This is a genomic window from Empedobacter brevis (assembly GCF_965118635.1).
GTDB lineage: Bacteria > Bacteroidota > Bacteroidia > Flavobacteriales > Weeksellaceae > Empedobacter > Empedobacter brevis_A.
Genome location: NZ_CBCPHV010000001.1, coordinates 135,758 through 154,072 on the forward strand (window position 1 = coordinate 135,758; position 18,315 = coordinate 154,072).

The following is an 18,315-nucleotide window of genomic DNA, read 5'->3' on the forward strand; positions in this document are numbered from 1 at the left end:
CAAACGAAATTAAAATATTTTTAATTAACTTAATTTATTTCATATCAAATTAATAGAAGATTTGTTTTATGAGAAGACACAGTATTTTTTGTTAATAAATTATCCATTTCTTGTAATATTGAGCACTTGTCTTCTGTGTCAATCAAGACAACTGCATTTCCTTCTCCGTAAGGTTTGTAACGTGCTAAAAAGTTTTTACATTTAAACAAACCGATTGTTCTTGTAGGAGCAGCACAACTTAAATGCATCATACCAGAATCGGCTGCAATTACAAATTCGCAACTTTTCATTACAGCAGCAATTTCTCTAACATCTTTACTGTAATAAGTAGGTAATCTATGATTTAACATTGAGATATTTTCGACCGGTAAAATTTCAATCAAGTTATATTCTGGTGAATATTTAGAATAAAATAAATTGTAAAATTCTGTCCACCATTCTTCATTATAACATTTTATACCAGTAGCATAGGTAAAAAATGCTAAGGTTTTCTTTGAAGGATCTTGAATAAGTTGATTTAACGTTTCTACTCCTTTCTTCGATTCTTGCTCCGTTAGTTGAATATTTAGTGTGGGAATATTTAAGTCTATTTCTTGATTTTTAGACAATTCTAAAAATTTCTTGAACTGATAAACAGGATATTGAGCTTGATGAATATGAATTTCTTGATTTGAATTCATTTCAAATTCATTTCCGAAAATTTTGTAATTAGATTTTGCAAAACAAGTTGAAAGTCGACCAGAAGAAGAATTTTTATCAACATTAATCACTAAATCATAATTGTTTTTCTTGATTTTTAGCCAAACTTTACCATATTGAATCAATTCTTTGAAAGGTTTTTTAGGTAATTCAATAATTTGATCAACTTGTGGATAATTTTCAAAAATAATCGGAGCAACTTTTCCTTTTACAAATAAGTCAATTTTAACATTAGGATTATATCGGATAATTTCTTGAATTAAAGGAGTAATTAATAAAATATTTCCTAAGCGTTGATTCGGTCTGTTTATAAGAACTCTATTAAGAATAAGAGGATTTTCGTTATCTATTTTTGGTAAATTTCCTTCACCTATTCCTCCTGTTAATCGTCGCATAATTGTACGACGAAAATAATTGACTGATTTTTTAAAACTCATTAAAAAGTGCTCGTTAAAAATAACTTTTGTGTATTATTTTATTTTTCCACGAAACTAGATAAACTATTGATAATTACGAAATATTTTTACTAAAAAAAAGATCTCAAATTGAGATCTTTAAATTATTTTGTTTTCGTGGGACGAACTTCTATTTTACTTGGTAAAACATTTGGATTCATTTTTAATAAATCGACAACCATTTGACCTAAATCTTCGGGCTGAATTTTCCATCCATCTTCCGAATTTGGAACGTGATCATTAAAGTTTGATGTTACAGAACCAGGCATAATCGTTGTACATTTGATATCATAATTTCTTAAATCTAACATTGCAGCTTGTGTAAAGCCAACAACACCAAATTTCGACGCATTATAACCAGCTCCATTTGCAAAGAAATTTGTTCCTGCCAAAGAAGCTATCGAAATATAATTTCCTTTTGAGGCTTTTAGCGCTTCAACAGAGGCTTTCATTGTATGAAAAACTCCTGTAAGATTGGTTTCAATCATTGCATTCCAATCTTCTAAAGAAAGTTCATCAACTGGAGCAAATTTTCCTAAACCTGCATTTGCAATTACAACATCCAAACGTCCAAATGCTTCAATGATCTGTTTTACGGCATTTTGTTCATCTTCAAAATGTCTTACATCTGATTGTATGGCTAATACATTTTGATTTCCTAAATAATGACGAGCTTTTTCAACATCGTCAATATTTCGTCCAGAAATTGCAACTTTCAAACCGTTTTCTACTAATGATTTTGCAATTCCTAATCCAATTCCTTTCGTTCCGCCTGTTATATAAGCTACTTTACCTTCTATATTTTGCATGTTTTTTTAGTTTTATTTTTGATTCAGCCAATTCCATTTACCATCTTTTCGGTAAATAAATCCACCTTCTTTTGCGTTTTCTTGGTGAACATAAATTGCATCATAGTCTAAAGTTACGATTTCATTTTTAGAAACACCATTTAAATTTCGTTTTATACCATCTTTATAATTCGAATAAAGTGGTGTTCCTTTTGGAATTATCATCAACGTTCCGAAATCATAATTTGTAATTTTAAATGGATCTTTCGCTCCACCTAAACCATAAATTTGACTTCCTTTTTTCTGATTGTTTACAATAAATAAACGTGTATTTCCTTTTGTATCAATCATTCTATATAAATAGTCAACCACGCCATCGCCAAAAAAATCACCTTTTATAGCAAAACATTTATATGCTGTTGCCAAATAAAAATCATTAAATGCTGGATGTGTAGAAATTTCTTTTTCGAATTGGTTGATAAAATTTTGTTGTGTTATCAAATAACCACTAAATGCATACAGATTTTCATCTACAGAAGAATCTTTAATTCCTTCATCAAGTATTAATTTGGATGAACTAATGTCTAATTTTACCCAATTACCACTTTTTGCTTTTCCGTTATCTTTAATTGTAAATGCTTCGCCTTTTTCCGAAATTTTAACAGGATAACCATACGGAATTTTACCAATTCTTTTTCCATTTGGACTTGTTCTAACAGTTAATCCTTCTTGTGCTACAACTTGATAAATTTCTTGTGAAAACACAACAGAACTCATCATCAAAATAAATCCAATAACTAATTTTTTCATGATGTAAAATTAAAAAGCCTCAAAAAAAATTGAAGCTTTTGTAAGAATTATTTTTAATTTAAATTATTTAAAATTTGGTTTTCTTTTTTCAATAAAAGCTGTTGTGCCTTCTTTGAAATGCTCTTCTTCAAATAAACTTCCAAAGTTTTCAATTTCAATTTCAAAACCATTTTCTTTGTCATAAGCGTTAATCGATCTAATTGCATTACGAATTGCAACAAAAGAATTTTTCGAAATTTTATCGGCGATTTCTTTTGCACGGTTAATTAGTTCTGCTTGTTCAACAACTTCATTTACTAAACCAATTTCATAAGCACGATCAGCTGTAAACATATCAGCAGTCATAATTGCTTGCATCGCTCTACCTTTCCCAATTAATTTTGGTAAACGTTGTGTTCCTCCATAACCAGGAATTAAACCTAATGTTACTTCTGGCAATCCTAATTTTGCATTTTTTGAAGCTATACGAAAATGAGCTGCCATTGCTAATTCTAATCCACCTCCTAAAGCAAAACCATTAACTGCAGCAATAACAGGTTTTTTTGAATCTTCTATCTTATCAAAAACATTTTCTTGTCCTCTTGTTGCCAATTCTTCTCCTTGTTGGCTATTAAGATGTACCAACTCTTTGATATCAGCTCCTGCAACGAAAGCTTTTTCTCCTTTGCCAGTTAAAATAATTACTTGAATGTTAGGATCAGAATCTGAATCAGTGAAAAAGTTTGAAATATCGTCTAATAAATCTTGGTTTAAAGCATTTAGTGCTTCTGGACGATTTAAAGTTACTACTGCAATTTTATTTTCTACTTCAACAGTAAGGTTGTTATAATTATATTCCATTTTGTTTGTGTTTTAATTATTTAATCAAAAATATTAATTGTTTATCCAACTAAAAAATTTATCAAAAAATAATTTGTACAATTGAAAAACCTTTCTAAATTTGTCCCAATGAAAACATTATTTACAAATAACTGGTGGTGGAATATCGAACAGCAAAACGTTGGTTCGTAAGACCTCTATGTAGTTATATGTAGAAAAGGCTTGTCGGAACCGACAAGCCTTTTTTTTGTGCTCTAAATTTTAATAAGTATCAAATGAATTTAACTTTTAATATAAGAAAAGAAACTGTTTTAGCAGACTTAACAACTCCTGTTCAGCTTTATTTGAAATTGCGAGATATTTATCCAAATGCTTTATTGTTAGAAAGTTCTGATTATCATTCTAAGACAGATGCGAATTCTTTTATTTGTCTTAATCCGATTGCAACTTTTCAGGTTACAAAAGGAATTGTAAACGAAAGTTATGTAAATGGAGAAGTAAAGGAATATGCATTGAATGGTCAAGAATTGATTGAAAAATTCAAAGAATTTACACAACAATTTAATATTATTAATGGAGAAGATTTACCAATAAATGGGTTATTTGGATATATTGCTTGGGATGCAATTCCATATTTCGAAACGGTAAAATTTTCTGCAAAGGGAAATGAAGCAACGATTCCAGAGTTTTCATATTCATTTTATCAAAATATTGTTGTTTTCAATCATTTTCACAACGAAATTCAGTTTATTGAATATCAAAATGAAGAAACAATTTCTAAGTTTTCAGAAATTAAAAGTGTTGTTCATAATAAATCAATTGTAGAATATCCTTTTAATGTTGAAAGTGAAATTCAATCAAACTTAACGGATGAAGAATTCAAAGAAATGGTTGCAAAATGTAAACAATCTTGTTTTCGTGGAGATGTTTTTCAAATTGTTCCTTCTCGTCAATTTAAACAAAAATTTTCAGGCGACGAGTTTAATGTTTATCGCATTTTACGTTCGGTAAATCCTTCGCCTTATTTGTTTTATTTTGATTATGGAAATTATAAAATCTTTGGATCTTCGCCAGAAGCACAAATTATTATCAATAATAATCATGCAGAGATTCATCCAATTGCAGGAACAGTTCGTAGAACAGGAAATTCTAATTTGGATAAAGAATTAACAGAAAAATTAATTGCTGATCCTAAAGAAAACGAAGAACATGTGATGTTAGTTGATTTAGCTCGAAATGATTTGAGCAGAAATTCTGCTGATGTAAAAGTGGCACAATACAAAGAAATTCAGTATTTCTCTCATGTTATTCATATGGTTTCGAAAGTGACAGCGCAATTAGATCCAACTATTAATACAATGAAAGTTTTTGCAGATTCTTTTCCAGCAGGAACACTTTCTGGAGCACCAAAATTTAAAGCCATGGAATTATTAGATGGTTATGAAAATCAAAATCGTGGTGTTTACGGTGGAGGAATTGGATATTTAGGATTTAATGGAGATATAAATATGGCGATTGCGATTCGTACATTCGTTAGCAAACAAAATACATTATATTTTCAGGCTGGTGCTGGAGTTGTTTCCAAATCAGTCGAAGAAAATGAATTACAAGAAGTCAATCATAAATTAGGAGCGCTTCGTCGCTCAATCGAAATTGCTCAAAACTTATAAACTATGAAAATTTTAGTTATCGATAATTACGATTCGTTTACATACAATTTAGTGCATTCACTAAAGAAATTCTCTGATGATATTACAGTTGTTCGCAATGATGGAATTTCTTTGGAAGATGTTAATAATTACGACAAAATATTACTTTCTCCAGGTCCAGGAATTCCGGATGAAGCAAATTTATTAAAACCAATCATTGAAAAATATGCAGCAACAAAATCTATTTTTGGAGTTTGTTTAGGGCAACAAGCTATTGGAGAAGTTTTTGGAGGTAAATTATTAAATACACAAGAGGTTTTCCATGGAATAGAATCAACAATAGAAGTGATAAAAGACGATGTCTTATTCCAAAATTTACCAAAAGAATTGAAAGTTGGTCGTTATCATTCTTGGGTAGTTTCAAACGATGATTTCCCTGAAAAATTAGAAATCACAGCAGTTGGTTCAAAAGGAGAAATAATGGCTTTACGTCATAAAATTTATGATGTAAGAGGTGTTCAATTTCATCCAGAATCAATTTTGACACCGCTTGGAGATGAAATGATTAAAAATTGGTTGGAAGCTTAAAGATGAAAAAGTTATTAAATTTATTATTCGAAAATTATACCTTAGGCGAAGAAGAAGCGTATAAAATAATGGTCGAAATTTCGGAAGAAAAATATTCAGATGTTGAATTAGCTTCTTTTGTAACCATTTTTAATATGCGCAATATTACATTGGAAGAATTAAAAGGTTATCGCCGTGCATTATTGGATTTATGTATCAAAGTAGATTTACCAAAGCAAGCGATAGATGTTGTGGGAACTGGAGGAGACGGAAAAGATACATTCAATATTTCTACGTTAAGCTGTTTTGTTTTAGCTGGAGCTGGTGAAAAAATTATAAAACAAGGAAATTACGGAGCATCTTCTGTTAGTGGTTCTTCGAATATGTTGGATAATTTTGGTTACGAATTTTCAGTAAATCAAGATAAATTGAAACGTGAATATGACGAAGTTGGGATTACTTTTTTACATGCGCCACTTTTTCATCCTGCTTTGGCAAAAGTAGCTCCAATTAGAAAAGGTTTGGCAGTGAAAACATTTTTTAATTTAATGGGACCTTTGGTAAATCCTGTTCAGCCAGAATTTCAAAATTTGGGAACGTATGACATAAAAACAGCTCGTTTGTATCATTATGTAATGCAAAATTCAGGTATTCAATATTCTATTTCTACTGCATTGGCTGGTTATGACGAAATTTCGTTGACTTCGCCAACAAAAGTTTATAATAATTCAGGCGAATTTATTTTAGAAAGTAAAGATTTTGGTTTGAATATTCTTCAGCCTGAAGAAATAAAAGGAGGAAAATCAATTGAAGAAAATTCGAAAATATTTCTAAGTGTTTTAGAAGGAAATTCGACAAAAGCACAAAAAGAAGTTGTTTTAGCAAATGCGGCTTTAGCGCTTAAAACAATTTATCCAACAAAGGATTTGATTGAATGCGTAGCAATCGCAAACGAAAGTTTAGAAAGTAAAAAAGCATTGAATGTATTCCAAAAATTAATGAAATCATGAAAACGATATTAGACGAAATTGTTGCACAAAAACGAATAGAAATTTTAGAAAAGCAAAAAACTCAATCCATAGAAAGTTTTAGAAATTCCGAAAATTTTGCACTTCCTGTAAAATCAGCAAAAGCTTCACTTTTAGATGAATCAAAATCTGGAATTATTGCAGAATTTAAACGAAAATCTCCTTCGAAAGGATTTATTAATAAAAATGCAATTGTAAAAGAAGTGGTTTCGGCTTACGAAAAATTCGGAGCTTCTGTTGTTTCTGTATTAACAGATGAACAATTTTTTGGTGGCAATTTTGATGATTTGCAACAAGCAAAAGAAACATTGAATATTCCAGTTTTGCGTAAAGATTTTATTGTAGATGAATTTCAAGTTTATGAAACAAAAGCAATCGGAGCAGATTTGATGTTATTAATTGCAGAATGTTTGACAAAAGATGAAGTCTATCATTTAGCGAAAACAGCAAAAGAAATCGGGTTAGAAGTTTTGTTGGAATTGCATTCAGAAGATCAATTGGAAAAAGTAAATGAGTTTATTGATTTGATTGGAATTAACAATCGTAATTTGAAAAATTTTGAAGTAGATATTGAAAAATCGAAACAAATTTTGAAACAATTGCCAACCAATTTAATAAAAGTTGCTGAAAGTGGAATTTCTGATCCTAAAACTGTCAAAGAATTGCGACAAGCAGGTTTTCAAGCTTTTTTGATTGGTGAAAACTTTATGAAAGCTGATTATCCTGGCGAAGCTTTCGAACAATTTGTAAAAGAATCTAAATGAAACGTTTTCAAGTAAAAGTTTGCGGAAATAATAATGTTGATAATTTCAAAGAAATTGCAGCAATTGAACCAGATTATGTTGGATTTATTTTTTATCCAAAATCAAAACGATTTGTAGAAGATGAATCTATTTTTGATATTTTCCCAAATGCAGAAAAAGTTGGCGTTTTTGTGAATACATCAATCAAAGATATTCTTGAAAAAGTTGAGCAATTCAAACTAGATGTTGTCCAATTGCATGGTGATGAAACCGCTTCTTTTTGTGAAGAATTAATCAATCAAAAACATCAACGATTATTAACAGATGAAAACTTTCTAGATTTTAAAATTTGGAAAGCAATTGGTATAAAATCTATTGAAGATTTTCAACAATTAACCATTTATCAACAAGTTGTTGATAGTTTTGTATTTGATACGAAATCTGATAATTACGGTGGAACTGGACATAAATTTGATTGGCAATTGTTAACAAATTATCAGTTATCAACACCCTTTTTATTAAGTGGAGGTATAGTACTTGAAGATGCTTTTATTTTGAAAAATTTTCAACATCCGAGATGTTTAGGTTTTGATATAAATAGTGGTTTTGAATTAATGCCAGGAATAAAAAAAACAAACGAAGTAAAACAGTTTATCGATGCAATTGATGCACGAATTGAACAAAATTAAAAAAAGAAAAAATGAAATACGAAGTTGACGAAAGAGGTTTTTATGGTGAATTTGGAGGAGCATTTATCCCAGAATTATTACATCATAATTGCGAAGAGTTATCGCAAGCTTTAGAAAAATATGTGGATACAAAAGATTTTAAAGATGAGTTTAATCTATTGTTAAAAGATTATGTTGGTCGCCCAAGTCCATTGTATTTTGCACCAAATCTTTCTAAAAAATACAATACAAATATTCTTTTAAAAAGAGAGGATTTAAACCATACAGGAGCACACAAAATAAATAATGCAATTGGTCAAGCACTTTTAGCGAAACGCATGGGGAAAACTAAAATTATTGCCGAAACAGGAGCTGGACAACATGGCGTTGCAACAGCTACAGTTTGTGCTTTATTGGGTTTAGAATGCATCGTTTTTATGGGAGAAATTGATATTGCTCGTCAAGCACCAAATGTTGCGCGTATGAAAATGTTGGGTGCAGAAGTAATTCCTGCAACATCAGGAAGCAAAACATTGAAAGATGCTACAAACGAGGCAATTCGTTATTGGATAAATAATCCTGAAACTTTTTATATTATTGGTTCTGTTGTTGGTCCTCATCCTTATCCTGCAATGGTTACAAAATTTCAAGCGATTATTTCGGAAGAAATTAAAGCACAAATGAAAGAAAAATATGGAAAAGAAAATCCTGATTATGTGATAGCTTGTGTTGGAGGAGGAAGCAATGCTGCTGGAGCTTTTTATCATTTTTTAGATGATGATTCAGTAAAATTAATAGCTGTAGAAGCAGCAGGATTAGGAGTAGAATCAGGAGAGACAGCTGCAACAACTATAAAAGGAACAGAAGGAATTATTCATGGGAGTCGTACATTATTGATGCAAGATAAAGATGGACAAATTGTAGAACCTTATTCAATTTCTGCTGGTTTAGATTATCCAGGAGTTGGACCTTTACATGCACATTTGTTCAAAACTGGTCGTGCAGAATTTTTAAATGCAACAGATGAAGAAGCGCTCGAAGCTGCTTTTATGTTAACAAAAGAGGAAGGAATCATTCCAGCGTTAGAATCTTCTCATGCTTTGGCTGCTTTAGAAAAAATAAATTTTAAACCGCAAGATATTGTGGTTCTGAATCTTTCGGGGAGAGGAGATAAAGATTTAGAGACATATATGAAAGTTTACAAAAAATATTCTTAAAAATATTTGGTTAATTTTCAAAAATCACCTTACATTTGCACCCACGATAATGAAATCTATCGGGGTGTAGCGTAGCCCGGTCATCGCGCCTGCTTTGGGAGCAGGAGGTCGCAGGTTCGAATCCTGCCACCCCGACTTCACGGGACAAAGTAGAAAAATCTACTTTTGTCCCGTTTTTTTTTGTATATAACTTTTTGTTTATCAAGTTGATATGTTGTATAAAATCGTTTCGACGAGCGGTTCGAACTTGGCTTTCTGAAAAAATGATTTTTTCAGGGTAAATTGAACCAATATCTTTTGATATCTCTGCAAGTTCTCCTTTCATTACATTTTTCTCTATCTCAATTATCTTGTTAATTCCTTGTTTTATAAGGTCTTGAATGTTATCTGAATCATAATTAACTCTATTTAGCTTTGCTTCCAGAGCAGAAATCTTTGAACTATAGACTGATTTCATTTCTCTATAGTCTTCAGCTTCAATCTGACGAGTAGCAAGCAGGTCTCGCGTGTGAGATAATCGATCTTCATAATCTTTAATTTCTGCCAAAATCTCCTTTTTTTCTGATTGTACTTCTAGTGTTCCACCTAGGTAGTCTTTCGAAATGGTTTCTTCATAGAAAGATCTATTTTGGATTTTAGGAAGAAATTCAATTAAGTCTTCTACAATAGCCGCGTTGACTTTTTCAGCATTCACACGATGCGTACATCCTCCGATACAATGATAATATGCATAGTAACGGTTTCTACCTTTTGATTTACTTCCAGTCAATAACTTACTGCATTCAGGGCAAACCAAATATCCTCTAACCGGAAACTCATCAATGGTTTTTATCTTGGGACGATAGTTTCGTCCGCGTCCATCTAATACGTCCTGTACTTCATAGTAGAGCGATTCAGATATGATTCCCTCGTGTTGCCCATCAACGAAACAGCTTTCTTCGTCTTTGAACTGGGGAACGAATATTTTACCACAGTACAATGGATTTCGTATAACCTGCCAAAAAGCATTCTTGCTACATTTCAATCCCTTTTCTTTCGCTTGCTTAAACACCTGCTCGGTATTGAATATACCTTTCGCTATTTCTTTAAATGCGTACCTTAAAACGGAAGCGTCAGGCTCTTTCGGTGCAATAAATTTCTTTCCATTTTCGGAAGTTTTATTTTCATATGCTACAGGAGCTAATCCCATATAGCGCCCCTCTTTCTTCGCTCGGCGCATTCCGTAAAATACATTCAATGCACGACGGTCATTTTCAACTTCAGGAGCCGCAAGATAAAATGCCAGCATCATTTTATTCTCAGGGATAGACAAATCAAGTGGTTGTTCTATCGCCTGCGGTTCTACGCCCAACCCGCGAAGAATGTTAATCATTTGATAGGCATCACCAGCATTTCTGCTGAAACGATCCCATTTCGTGAAAAGGATAAGGTTCACATGATTCTTTTTCTTTTTCAACGTTGTGATAAGGTTTTTCCATTGCGGTCTATTGAATGTTTTTGCTGAGTGATCTTCATAAATAACATCCCTTATCTCAATAGACTGATTAAGACAATATTTACGTAACATCTCTTCCTGATTTCTTTGGGAATAACCTTTATCAGCTTGTTCGTCTGTACTAACTCGTATGTAAATGTCTGCTATATAACCCATCGCTTTAAATCTAAAATTGCACATAATATGACCTAAGAGTTGTCCGATAAAAAAACTGCGTTGCAAAGTATTAAACAGTATCTTTTGTCTTAATGGCACTCGTTGGCTTTCATTGGCACTAAATTACTAAAACAATATCATCTAATCCCTTACTTTTCAGGAATATTGGTATAAAATAGCCGTTTTATTTAAAAATGATTTTCAGGATTGTCAGCGATAAATCTCATGCAATCCTGTACGGAATAAACCAAAAAAAAATGCCCAACTTGGGCATTTTTGATAGGTGCTTTTTCTACAGTAATTTTTATAGTTGGGATAATCAGATATAACTATAACCTATTTGTACAGCGGTGCAGAATTTTGATTTTGAAAACGATATCCCATCGAATAGCAACTTTTCTGGAAAGATCAGGCTTAAAAATCCCCTGAAGTCTTCACTGCTGCTTTGTTCCAAAACCTTATCGAGCTTGAGAAATTCTGCAATGTCATTTTTCAACAGCTCGTCTATATCTGGTATTCGCCCACAAACTTCCTGAAACTTTTTATTTAGCTGGTCAATTGACGTACTGTATTGGTTCTTTATCTCATGATATTCCGAAGCATCAATCTTGTCAGTGGCCAACAAGTCCCTGATATGCGATACCCTCTTTTCTAAATCCTTCAGTTGTACAGAAATTTGTTTTTTTGAAGTTTGAATGTCCCTGGTCTGTTCTAAATAGCTCTCTACTAAAATATCTCTGTAGACTTCTAATACTTCTTTTGAAGGTACATAACGTCTTAGCTCATTTTCAAGTAATTCAGTTAATTGTTCCGCACCGATTCGCATAGAACATCCTTTATAGCAATGATAATAATTGTAATATTTGTTTCTGCCTTTGGAACGGCTTGCTGTTAATAATTTTCCACATTCTGGACAGATCAGAAATCCTCGTAGTGGGAATTCATTACGAGTTTCAATCTTTAAGCGGTATTTTCTACCTCTACCATCCAAAATGTCCTGCACTTGTTCAAATAGCTCTTCACTTAATATCGCTTCATGTTGCCCTTGCACAAAATAACTCTCTTCATTTTTAAATGTGGGTATAAATATTTTTCCGCAATAAAGTGGATTTCTTATTACTTGCCAAAAAGCGTTCTTGCTGCATTTTAGACCTTTTTCCTTTGCTTTCTTCCAAATTTGTTCGGTGTTGTATGTTCCTTTTGCTAATTGCTCAAACGACCACCGTAAGGTGGAAGCATCTGGTTCCTTTGGTGTAATGTATTTAGTTCCGGCCTCATCAATCTTGTTCTTATAACCAACCGGAGCCAGCCCCATATACCTTCCTTCTTTCTTCGCCCGTCGCATACCATAAAATACGTTTAATGCCCGCCTGTCATTTTCAACTTCTGGAGCTGCAAGGTAAAATGCCAGCATCATTTTGTTTTCTGGTATTGATAGATCCAATGGTTGCTCAATTGCCTGTGGTTCTACATTGAGATCTCGGAGTTGATTTATCATTTGGTATGCATCGCCTGCATTACGGCTAAAACGGTCCCATTTGGTAAATAGAATAAGATCGATACGATTCTTGTTTTTCTTCAGATTAGCTATCAATTTTTTCCATTCAGGCCTATTAAAGGTTTTGGCAGAATGGTCTTCGTATATGACATGACGTATTTCTATGGAATGGCTTTCACAGTATTTGCGTAGCATTTCTTCCTGGTTACGTTGCGAGTAACCTTTATCGGCCTGTTCATCTGTGCTTACACGTACATAAATGTCTGCAATGGGCTCTCTGCTTACTCTCATCTTTCCAAATATTTTTTTACAGCGATCTGTGCTAGTTTTCTTAAAAACTGAAGCATTCTCGTAGCATCTTCATTTGACATTTCCGTCTTATCACCTTTCAGAACTTTCTTAAGTTTTTCAGCGGTAACCTTAGTTTTTTGTGAATTATCTCTCATAACCAACCCTATTAGAAAATATGGATTTTGAAATTATGTATGATTTTAAAGCGAAAGCCCAAAGATGTAGTCTTTGTCTTTTAAAGGCAGTATTTGACCATATATTATTGGCGACCGAATGAGATAGCAAATAATAAGCTACTGATTGAACACTAAAGTGTTGTAAAATTCAGCTTCGATGGCTGCGTGTTTTCTACACGCATCGGGTCATTATCCAATGCCTTTTCCACTGGCTTCCACATTGTTTTTTATCCAAGAGCCGGTATGCTGGTTTTGTCCCATTTCAAGAGCAAAGGTATTTCAGTGTTCATAACGCAACAGCAAGGTCGTGCCCTTTGGGTTTGCAAAATAATCTCCACCCATGCGGGTCGTATTTTTTTGACAAAACCTTGCTGCTGCTAAACACTAACCTTTTATGCTCGTGAAACGAAACAAAGCATACTCCGGCTCTTTACACGAATAAAAAAAATGTCAGAAATGAAAAATATCAGCATTGGAAATGGAAAAAGTGAAACGAAAACAAGCACCTCCTCTCATTGCCGAATAAAATCAAATCAAAAAAAATCAAACAGGAATTTAACAACGTAAAAATCGAAAATCATGAACATCACAGGAAGACTGACAAGGGATGCGGAAGTACGCACAACGTCACAGGACAAACAAGTAGTAAACTTTTCAGTAGCAACAAACGACAGCTACAAAAACAAGCAGGGCGAACGCATAGAGCAAACAACCTATTTCGACTGCTCGTACTGGATAACTCCCAAAGTAGCCAGACTACTCACAAAAGGCACACTGGTAGAACTGACAGGCAGAGTAAGTATAAGAGCGTGGACAGGAAATGACGGAGAACCAAAAGCAGGACTGAATTTTCATACCTCGCAAATCAAACTGCACGGAGGTAGCAGGAAAACAGAAACCACACAGGCTACTGACAATAACAAAGGTAAGGTTAAGGCGGAGCAAACCGAAGATGACCTACCATTTTAACAGCTATCAAATACTCATTTTTCAAACTTTTAAAATTTCAACAGCATGGCACATAATATCAATTTCAACAGCAAGACAGGACGTTACTCATTCTTTAGCGTAAAGGAAAAAGCGTGGCACGGTTTGGGGAAAATCGTACAGGATTACCCAACAAGCGAACAAGCAATCAGACACGCAGGGTTAGATTATGAAGTGGTAAAATCTCCACTCTTTACAAAAAGCTCAGGCATTATAGAAACTGCTAACGGTATCGAGATTGGAAATAGCGAACTGGAAGTACCTAATTATTTCGCCAACATACGCACCGATAACAATGCGGTTGTGGGTGTTGTGGGTAAAGACTACCATATCGTACAAAACAGAGATGCTTTTTCATTCTTTGACAGTATTGTAGGCGGTACGGACGGCATTTTATACGAAACCGCAGGAGCTTTGGGCAACGGTGAACGCATTTTTATTACAGCCAAATTGCCGAGTTATATCCGTGTGGGCAATGGCGATGATGTGACAGAAAAATACATTTTTCTAACCACTTCGCATGACGGTAGCGGAAGTATTACAGCCGCTTTTACACCTATCCGAATTGTTTGCCAAAATACCTTAAATGCTTCTTTACGCAATATGAGCAATGTGGTACGCATCAAGCACACCGCAGGAGCAAAACAACGTTTAGACAACGCACATAAAGTTATGGGACTTGCTAACCAGTTCAGCGACCAGTTAGAAGGGATTTTCAATGAGTGGACGAAAGTCAAGGTATCAGACCAAGAAGTTAAAAAGCTAATCCAATTGGCACTTTGCCCAAATAAGGAAACATTGGAACTGCTGAAAAAAGGTGCGGAAGATGAAGTTTCCACCGTATTCAAAAACGTTGTTGAAGATGCTTTTGCTTATGCAATGATAAGCGATACCCAACAAATGGAAACCACCAAAGGTACATTGTTCGGAGCATACAATGCGGTAACAGGCTACTATCAGAACGTAAGAAATTACAAAGACAACGAAGCCAAATTACAGAGTATTGTAATGGGTGGTACTGCTCAACTGAAATCACAGAAAGCATTTGAATTATGTACCTCTTTTCAGAAAGTCGGTGCAGACGTTTTTCAACTCAATTAATTAAACGACAGGCTACCGCCTTACAAACGGTGGTAGCCTTTAAAAAGCATTACAATGAAAGCATTAGAAGAAATGAACAATGTGGAAAAGGGATATATACTGGCAAAACTGTTTTCCAAAAACCTTAAGGAAATAAGCCTTTTTATACAGCAGGAAACCGAGCGTTTCAGAAAACACGAGGAATATATGCGGAGTATATGGGCAGATAAAACCCTTATTACAGCCAATTTTTGGTTTGGTCTTGTAGAGAATACCGAAAGAATTTTAAAGCAGTACAACGTGATGTTACAGCGAAACCCAAGAGTATTTTCTGACCAACTTTTTGACGGTTACAATGCCATATTTGTTTCAAATAGCTTGATAGAATATGCGGAAAAACCCGAATGTAACCACCAACTAAAACAGGCTATACACCTGCTTTTCGGAGAACAAAAAATGATTGAAATAACCTTAAATGATAACAGCAATGGCGAACTGGTGTAGTAATACGGTTGTGTTCGAGGGAAAACCCGAAGCAATCACACAGATACAACAACTTTTCCAAATCTTAAAGGAAAAGGAAGAGCAAGCCGAAGAAGGGCAATTGCCCGACTTTTCAGACAGTACGAACGGTGGGTATTTCTTCAATATCTACTGGAACGAGGGCGATGAAGGAAATTTTCAGTACGAAACCAAATGGTCGCCTAACTCCGAGATACTGCGGAGCATAGCAGACCGATACCAAGTTGATTTTGTACAGGATTATGAGGAAATGGGAAACGGGATATATGGTAGAGCAACCTATCAAAACGGCATACTGGACGATGTATGTTTGAGCGATGAAGACATAGAAGCGTATGATTTTGATGAAGATACAGACACTTACCATTTTGAGGGGGAAACTTATGAAAGTGATTGCGAAATACTGGAAACGCTTTTGGAACGCAAATTATCATTGCTATGAAAGTAACGGATTTAAACGGATGCTCTATCGAAGTCACTGACCTTGATGAAGCCATAAAGATTAGCAAGCGGTTCACTGGTTACAGACACGAGGACGAAAGTTTTTCAGAGTTCGACAAGAGACAGAACGCCTACTGGACAGATATGTTCAATAAACTGACAGCTAAGAAAAAACGATTAGAGGATAAACAAAAAAATTAGAACGATGAACACAAATTTTTTCAATCAGATACAGCAGTTGGACTTTACAGGAGTATTGCAACTGAACATTTCAAAGGGAGCAGAAACCAAGCTAATCGTATCGGTTATGCTTAACAATGAACAATGCGGGGATAGTGCAAAAAACCTTATTCCGCCCCTTACATTCAATGCTACCGCACAGGAGTTTGATGAGGGATTTTTTGAACAGATAACCGCACCAGTACAGACCGTTTCGGGTTTGATGGTGGATATGGAAAAGTTCTTAAAACAAATGGAGGAAGTCAAAAAACAATCGGCAATGGAAAAGGAAAAAGCCGATAAGGAGAAGAAAGAAAAGGAAGCCAGGGACAAGAAGTATAAAGAAGCTATGGCAAAGGCAGACGAACTGGAAAAAGAGGGCAAATTCCGTGAAGCGTGGATGAAAGTGCCGAACCCTGTCGATTTTCCCGACTATGCAGAAGCCATACGCAAACGCAAAACTTCACTATCGGACAAGTTTGCCACACCGAGCCTTTTCGGTACTACGGAAGAAGCACCCGAACCGATACAATCGGCAGTAGTTACAGACGATTACCCGATTGATGAAGCAGGAGAAGAAGAATAAAAGTATTAACCCTAAAATCAAATGTTATGTTATTAGCAACGCAATTACAACGAGTTTTTATATTGAATGATAAGGGGCAGGAAATCAAACTCAACGACCCCGAACCGCAATGGAGTGTACAGGCAGTAATGAATTTTTATTCCAATACATACCCCATTCTGACTACCGCAAAAGTATCAGCACCACAAATCAAGGACGATACCGTACAGTACCGCTTTGAAAGTGCAATGGGAACAAAAGGTTAAACTAAAACAGTAAAACAATGACTTATGCAACGACATACCGTATCGGGAACATTCCAAATGCCCCAAGAACCCAAGCAAAAGCAATTGCACCGTCAGTTGAGCGAGTTTGCAAACTGGATGCAACGACCGAAAGACGCAAACGAAATCCAAAAGGACAAACAGCAGTCCGTACCAGTAGCCATGTTGCCAATGGTTTTTTAAGGACTTCGTTTCTCCCAAGACTGAACGAAACAGAAACCGTACAGGCTTGCAGGGATAATGCTAAAATGGAAAGGGATTTTTATAGTTCCCTTTCTCAATTGGCAGAGCATTACGGTATCATTCCGAAATCAACGCAATCTTACGGCTACCCCTACAATATCGCATTGGCTTTAAAAGACACCGAAGAACAGCTAAAACTTAAAATAACGGATTGGGAAGAAATCAGACTGATACAGGATAGCAAGAAAGTGTTTTTTACAAGCGAGGAAAGATATAATACTGGTGCAACCCTGTATTACATTCCTGTAATACCCTTATTTCGTTGGTTGAAAGACCCAAAGCGAAAACATACCGCTCAACTGTTTTTGTCAGTTTGCAGTTATTTGTACCACATTGCCGACATTCCATACTACAGACAGGAAAGTAGTTACCTGTACTGGATGTATGAAATGCACAAAGATTGGGTAACCGAAGATGATTACGGAGAAGATACAGAAGCCTACCTCAGCGAATTTGCACAAGCAGAATGGATTGGCGACCGTATGGAACAGAAAATTTACAACGAAGCTAATTTAAGGCTCTTTAAAGAACGGTTAAACCGTTTTAAATCGAAAGATAAGATTGATGCTGATTGCTTTAAAGTAGCACAGGAAGCCTATGCCATTTATCAGCAGTACCCTAATACAAACGTATTCCGCAATGCCCGACCAAATGGCGAAGCCAATGAAGAAGACATGGAAAATATCATTTCAATGGAGAAGTATGTTTCATTCTGTGCAGACGGTACAGGCTGGCTTATGGATAATGTGGTAGAATCTGTAAATAGCGAATTACAGGAATACGGACAGATGGAAGAACCCATTATTATCAAACGGTTTGACGGAAGTGATATAACCGCCAATACTTTGGATTTTGAAAACCGTTTGCTACCGATGATAAATGAATTGACATACATTTTGAATAATTTTTAAAAAC

At 34.5% G+C, this 18,315-nt stretch carries 18 protein-coding genes, 1 tRNA gene and 1 pseudogene; 14 read left to right on the forward strand and 6 right to left on the reverse strand.

Features of this window, described 5'->3' with window-relative positions:
* Positions 1–44 precede the first annotated feature (44 nt).
* From ACMHJW_RS00620 to ACMHJW_RS00635, 4 genes are all read right to left on the reverse strand, one after another.
* Complete coding sequence (locus ACMHJW_RS00620) at positions 45–1,136, reverse strand: glycosyltransferase family 9 protein (protein WP_413531585.1); 1,092 nt, start codon at positions 1,134–1,136, stop codon at positions 45–47.
* A gap of 122 nt (positions 1,137–1,258) precedes the next feature.
* Complete coding sequence (locus ACMHJW_RS00625) at positions 1,259–1,963, reverse strand: SDR family oxidoreductase (protein ID WP_413531586.1); 705 nt, start codon at positions 1,961–1,963, stop codon at positions 1,259–1,261.
* 12 nt (positions 1,964–1,975) lie between these two features.
* Positions 1,976–2,752: a hypothetical protein gene (locus tag ACMHJW_RS00630; RefSeq protein WP_413531587.1), complete on the reverse strand. Its 777-nt coding sequence runs from the start codon at positions 2,750–2,752 to the stop codon at positions 1,976–1,978.
* 63 nt (positions 2,753–2,815) lie between these two features.
* Entirely contained in the window at positions 2,816–3,592 is a 777-nt protein-coding gene (locus ACMHJW_RS00635; RefSeq protein WP_413531588.1) for an enoyl-CoA hydratase/isomerase family protein, read from the reverse strand.
* 254 nt (positions 3,593–3,846) lie between these two features.
* Here ACMHJW_RS00635 and ACMHJW_RS00640 point away from each other — a divergent pair, with 254 nt between their 5' ends.
* The 7 genes from ACMHJW_RS00640 (at position 3,847) to ACMHJW_RS00670 (ending at position 9,578) form a co-directional block, all read left to right on the forward strand.
* A complete protein-coding gene (locus tag ACMHJW_RS00640) occupies positions 3,847–5,241 on the forward strand; it encodes an anthranilate synthase component I family protein (RefSeq protein ID WP_413531589.1) in 1,395 nt (464 codons plus the stop codon).
* 3 nt (positions 5,242–5,244) lie between these two features.
* Positions 5,245–5,808 carry an anthranilate synthase component II gene (locus tag ACMHJW_RS00645; RefSeq protein ID WP_413531590.1) on the forward strand — a complete coding sequence of 188 codons (564 nt, stop codon included), beginning with the start codon at positions 5,245–5,247 and terminating at the stop codon, positions 5,806–5,808.
* A 2-nt stretch (positions 5,809–5,810) separates the two neighbouring features.
* The gene (trpD, locus tag ACMHJW_RS00650) at positions 5,811–6,797 is read left to right on the forward strand and encodes an anthranilate phosphoribosyltransferase (RefSeq protein WP_413531591.1); all 987 of its coding nucleotides are present in this window, start codon (positions 5,811–5,813) and stop codon (positions 6,795–6,797) included.
* Positions 6,794–7,579 (forward strand): indole-3-glycerol phosphate synthase TrpC, encoded by a 786-nt coding sequence (gene trpC / locus ACMHJW_RS00655; protein WP_413531592.1) that lies wholly within the window; start codon positions 6,794–6,796, stop codon positions 7,577–7,579. Before trpD ends, trpC begins: the two co-directional genes overlap by 4 nt.
* A complete protein-coding gene (locus ACMHJW_RS00660; protein ID WP_413531593.1) occupies positions 7,576–8,247 on the forward strand; it encodes a phosphoribosylanthranilate isomerase in 672 nt (223 codons plus the stop codon). The genes trpC and ACMHJW_RS00660 overlap by 4 nt, the downstream gene beginning before the upstream one ends.
* Positions 8,248–8,258: 11 nt before the next feature.
* Positions 8,259–9,443 (forward strand): tryptophan synthase subunit beta, encoded by a 1,185-nt coding sequence (gene trpB / locus ACMHJW_RS00665; RefSeq protein ID WP_413531594.1) that lies wholly within the window; start codon positions 8,259–8,261, stop codon positions 9,441–9,443.
* A gap of 60 nt (positions 9,444–9,503) precedes the next feature.
* A tRNA-Pro gene (locus tag ACMHJW_RS00670) sits at positions 9,504–9,578 on the forward strand.
* Positions 9,579–10,107: 529 nt separating this feature from the next.
* On the opposite strand, the pseudogene ACMHJW_RS00675 reads toward ACMHJW_RS00670, so the two are convergent.
* Positions 10,108–11,118, reverse strand: a pseudogene (locus tag ACMHJW_RS00675) (recombinase family protein); the annotation flags it as partial.
* Between the two features lie 295 nt (positions 11,119–11,413).
* The gene (locus ACMHJW_RS00680; protein ID WP_052217447.1) at positions 11,414–12,883 is read right to left on the reverse strand and encodes a recombinase family protein; all 1,470 of its coding nucleotides are present in this window, start codon (positions 12,881–12,883) and stop codon (positions 11,414–11,416) included.
* A gap of 755 nt (positions 12,884–13,638) precedes the next feature.
* Here ACMHJW_RS00680 and ACMHJW_RS00685 point away from each other — a divergent pair.
* The 7 genes from ACMHJW_RS00685 to ACMHJW_RS00715 all read left to right on the forward strand — a co-directional run bounded on the left by ACMHJW_RS00685 (position 13,639) and on the right by ACMHJW_RS00715 (position 18,311).
* Positions 13,639–14,028 (forward strand): single-stranded DNA-binding protein, encoded by a 390-nt coding sequence (locus tag ACMHJW_RS00685; RefSeq protein WP_143884013.1) that lies wholly within the window; start codon positions 13,639–13,641, stop codon positions 14,026–14,028.
* Between the two features lie 45 nt (positions 14,029–14,073).
* Positions 14,074–15,147 carry a DUF932 domain-containing protein gene (locus tag ACMHJW_RS00690; protein WP_143884014.1) on the forward strand — a complete coding sequence of 358 codons (1,074 nt, stop codon included), beginning with the start codon at positions 14,074–14,076 and terminating at the stop codon, positions 15,145–15,147.
* A gap of 54 nt (positions 15,148–15,201) precedes the next feature.
* Positions 15,202–15,630 (forward strand): hypothetical protein, encoded by a 429-nt coding sequence (locus ACMHJW_RS00695; protein WP_143884015.1) that lies wholly within the window; start codon positions 15,202–15,204, stop codon positions 15,628–15,630.
* A complete protein-coding gene (locus ACMHJW_RS00700; protein ID WP_236688160.1) occupies positions 15,602–16,090 on the forward strand; it encodes a hypothetical protein in 489 nt (162 codons plus the stop codon). Before ACMHJW_RS00695 ends, ACMHJW_RS00700 begins: the two co-directional genes overlap by 29 nt.
* Positions 16,091–16,294: 204 nt before the next feature.
* Positions 16,295–16,894: a PRTRC system protein E gene (locus ACMHJW_RS00705; protein ID WP_143884017.1), complete on the forward strand. Its 600-nt coding sequence runs from the start codon at positions 16,295–16,297 to the stop codon at positions 16,892–16,894.
* A 26-nt stretch (positions 16,895–16,920) separates the two neighbouring features.
* Positions 16,921–17,139 carry a PRTRC system protein C gene (locus ACMHJW_RS00710; RefSeq protein ID WP_038330829.1) on the forward strand — a complete coding sequence of 73 codons (219 nt, stop codon included), beginning with the start codon at positions 16,921–16,923 and terminating at the stop codon, positions 17,137–17,139.
* Between the two features lie 17 nt (positions 17,140–17,156).
* Positions 17,157–18,311, forward strand: a complete 1,155-nt coding sequence (locus tag ACMHJW_RS00715) for a hypothetical protein (protein ID WP_143884018.1) — start codon at positions 17,157–17,159, stop codon at positions 18,309–18,311.
* Positions 18,312–18,315: the final 4 nt, after the last annotated feature.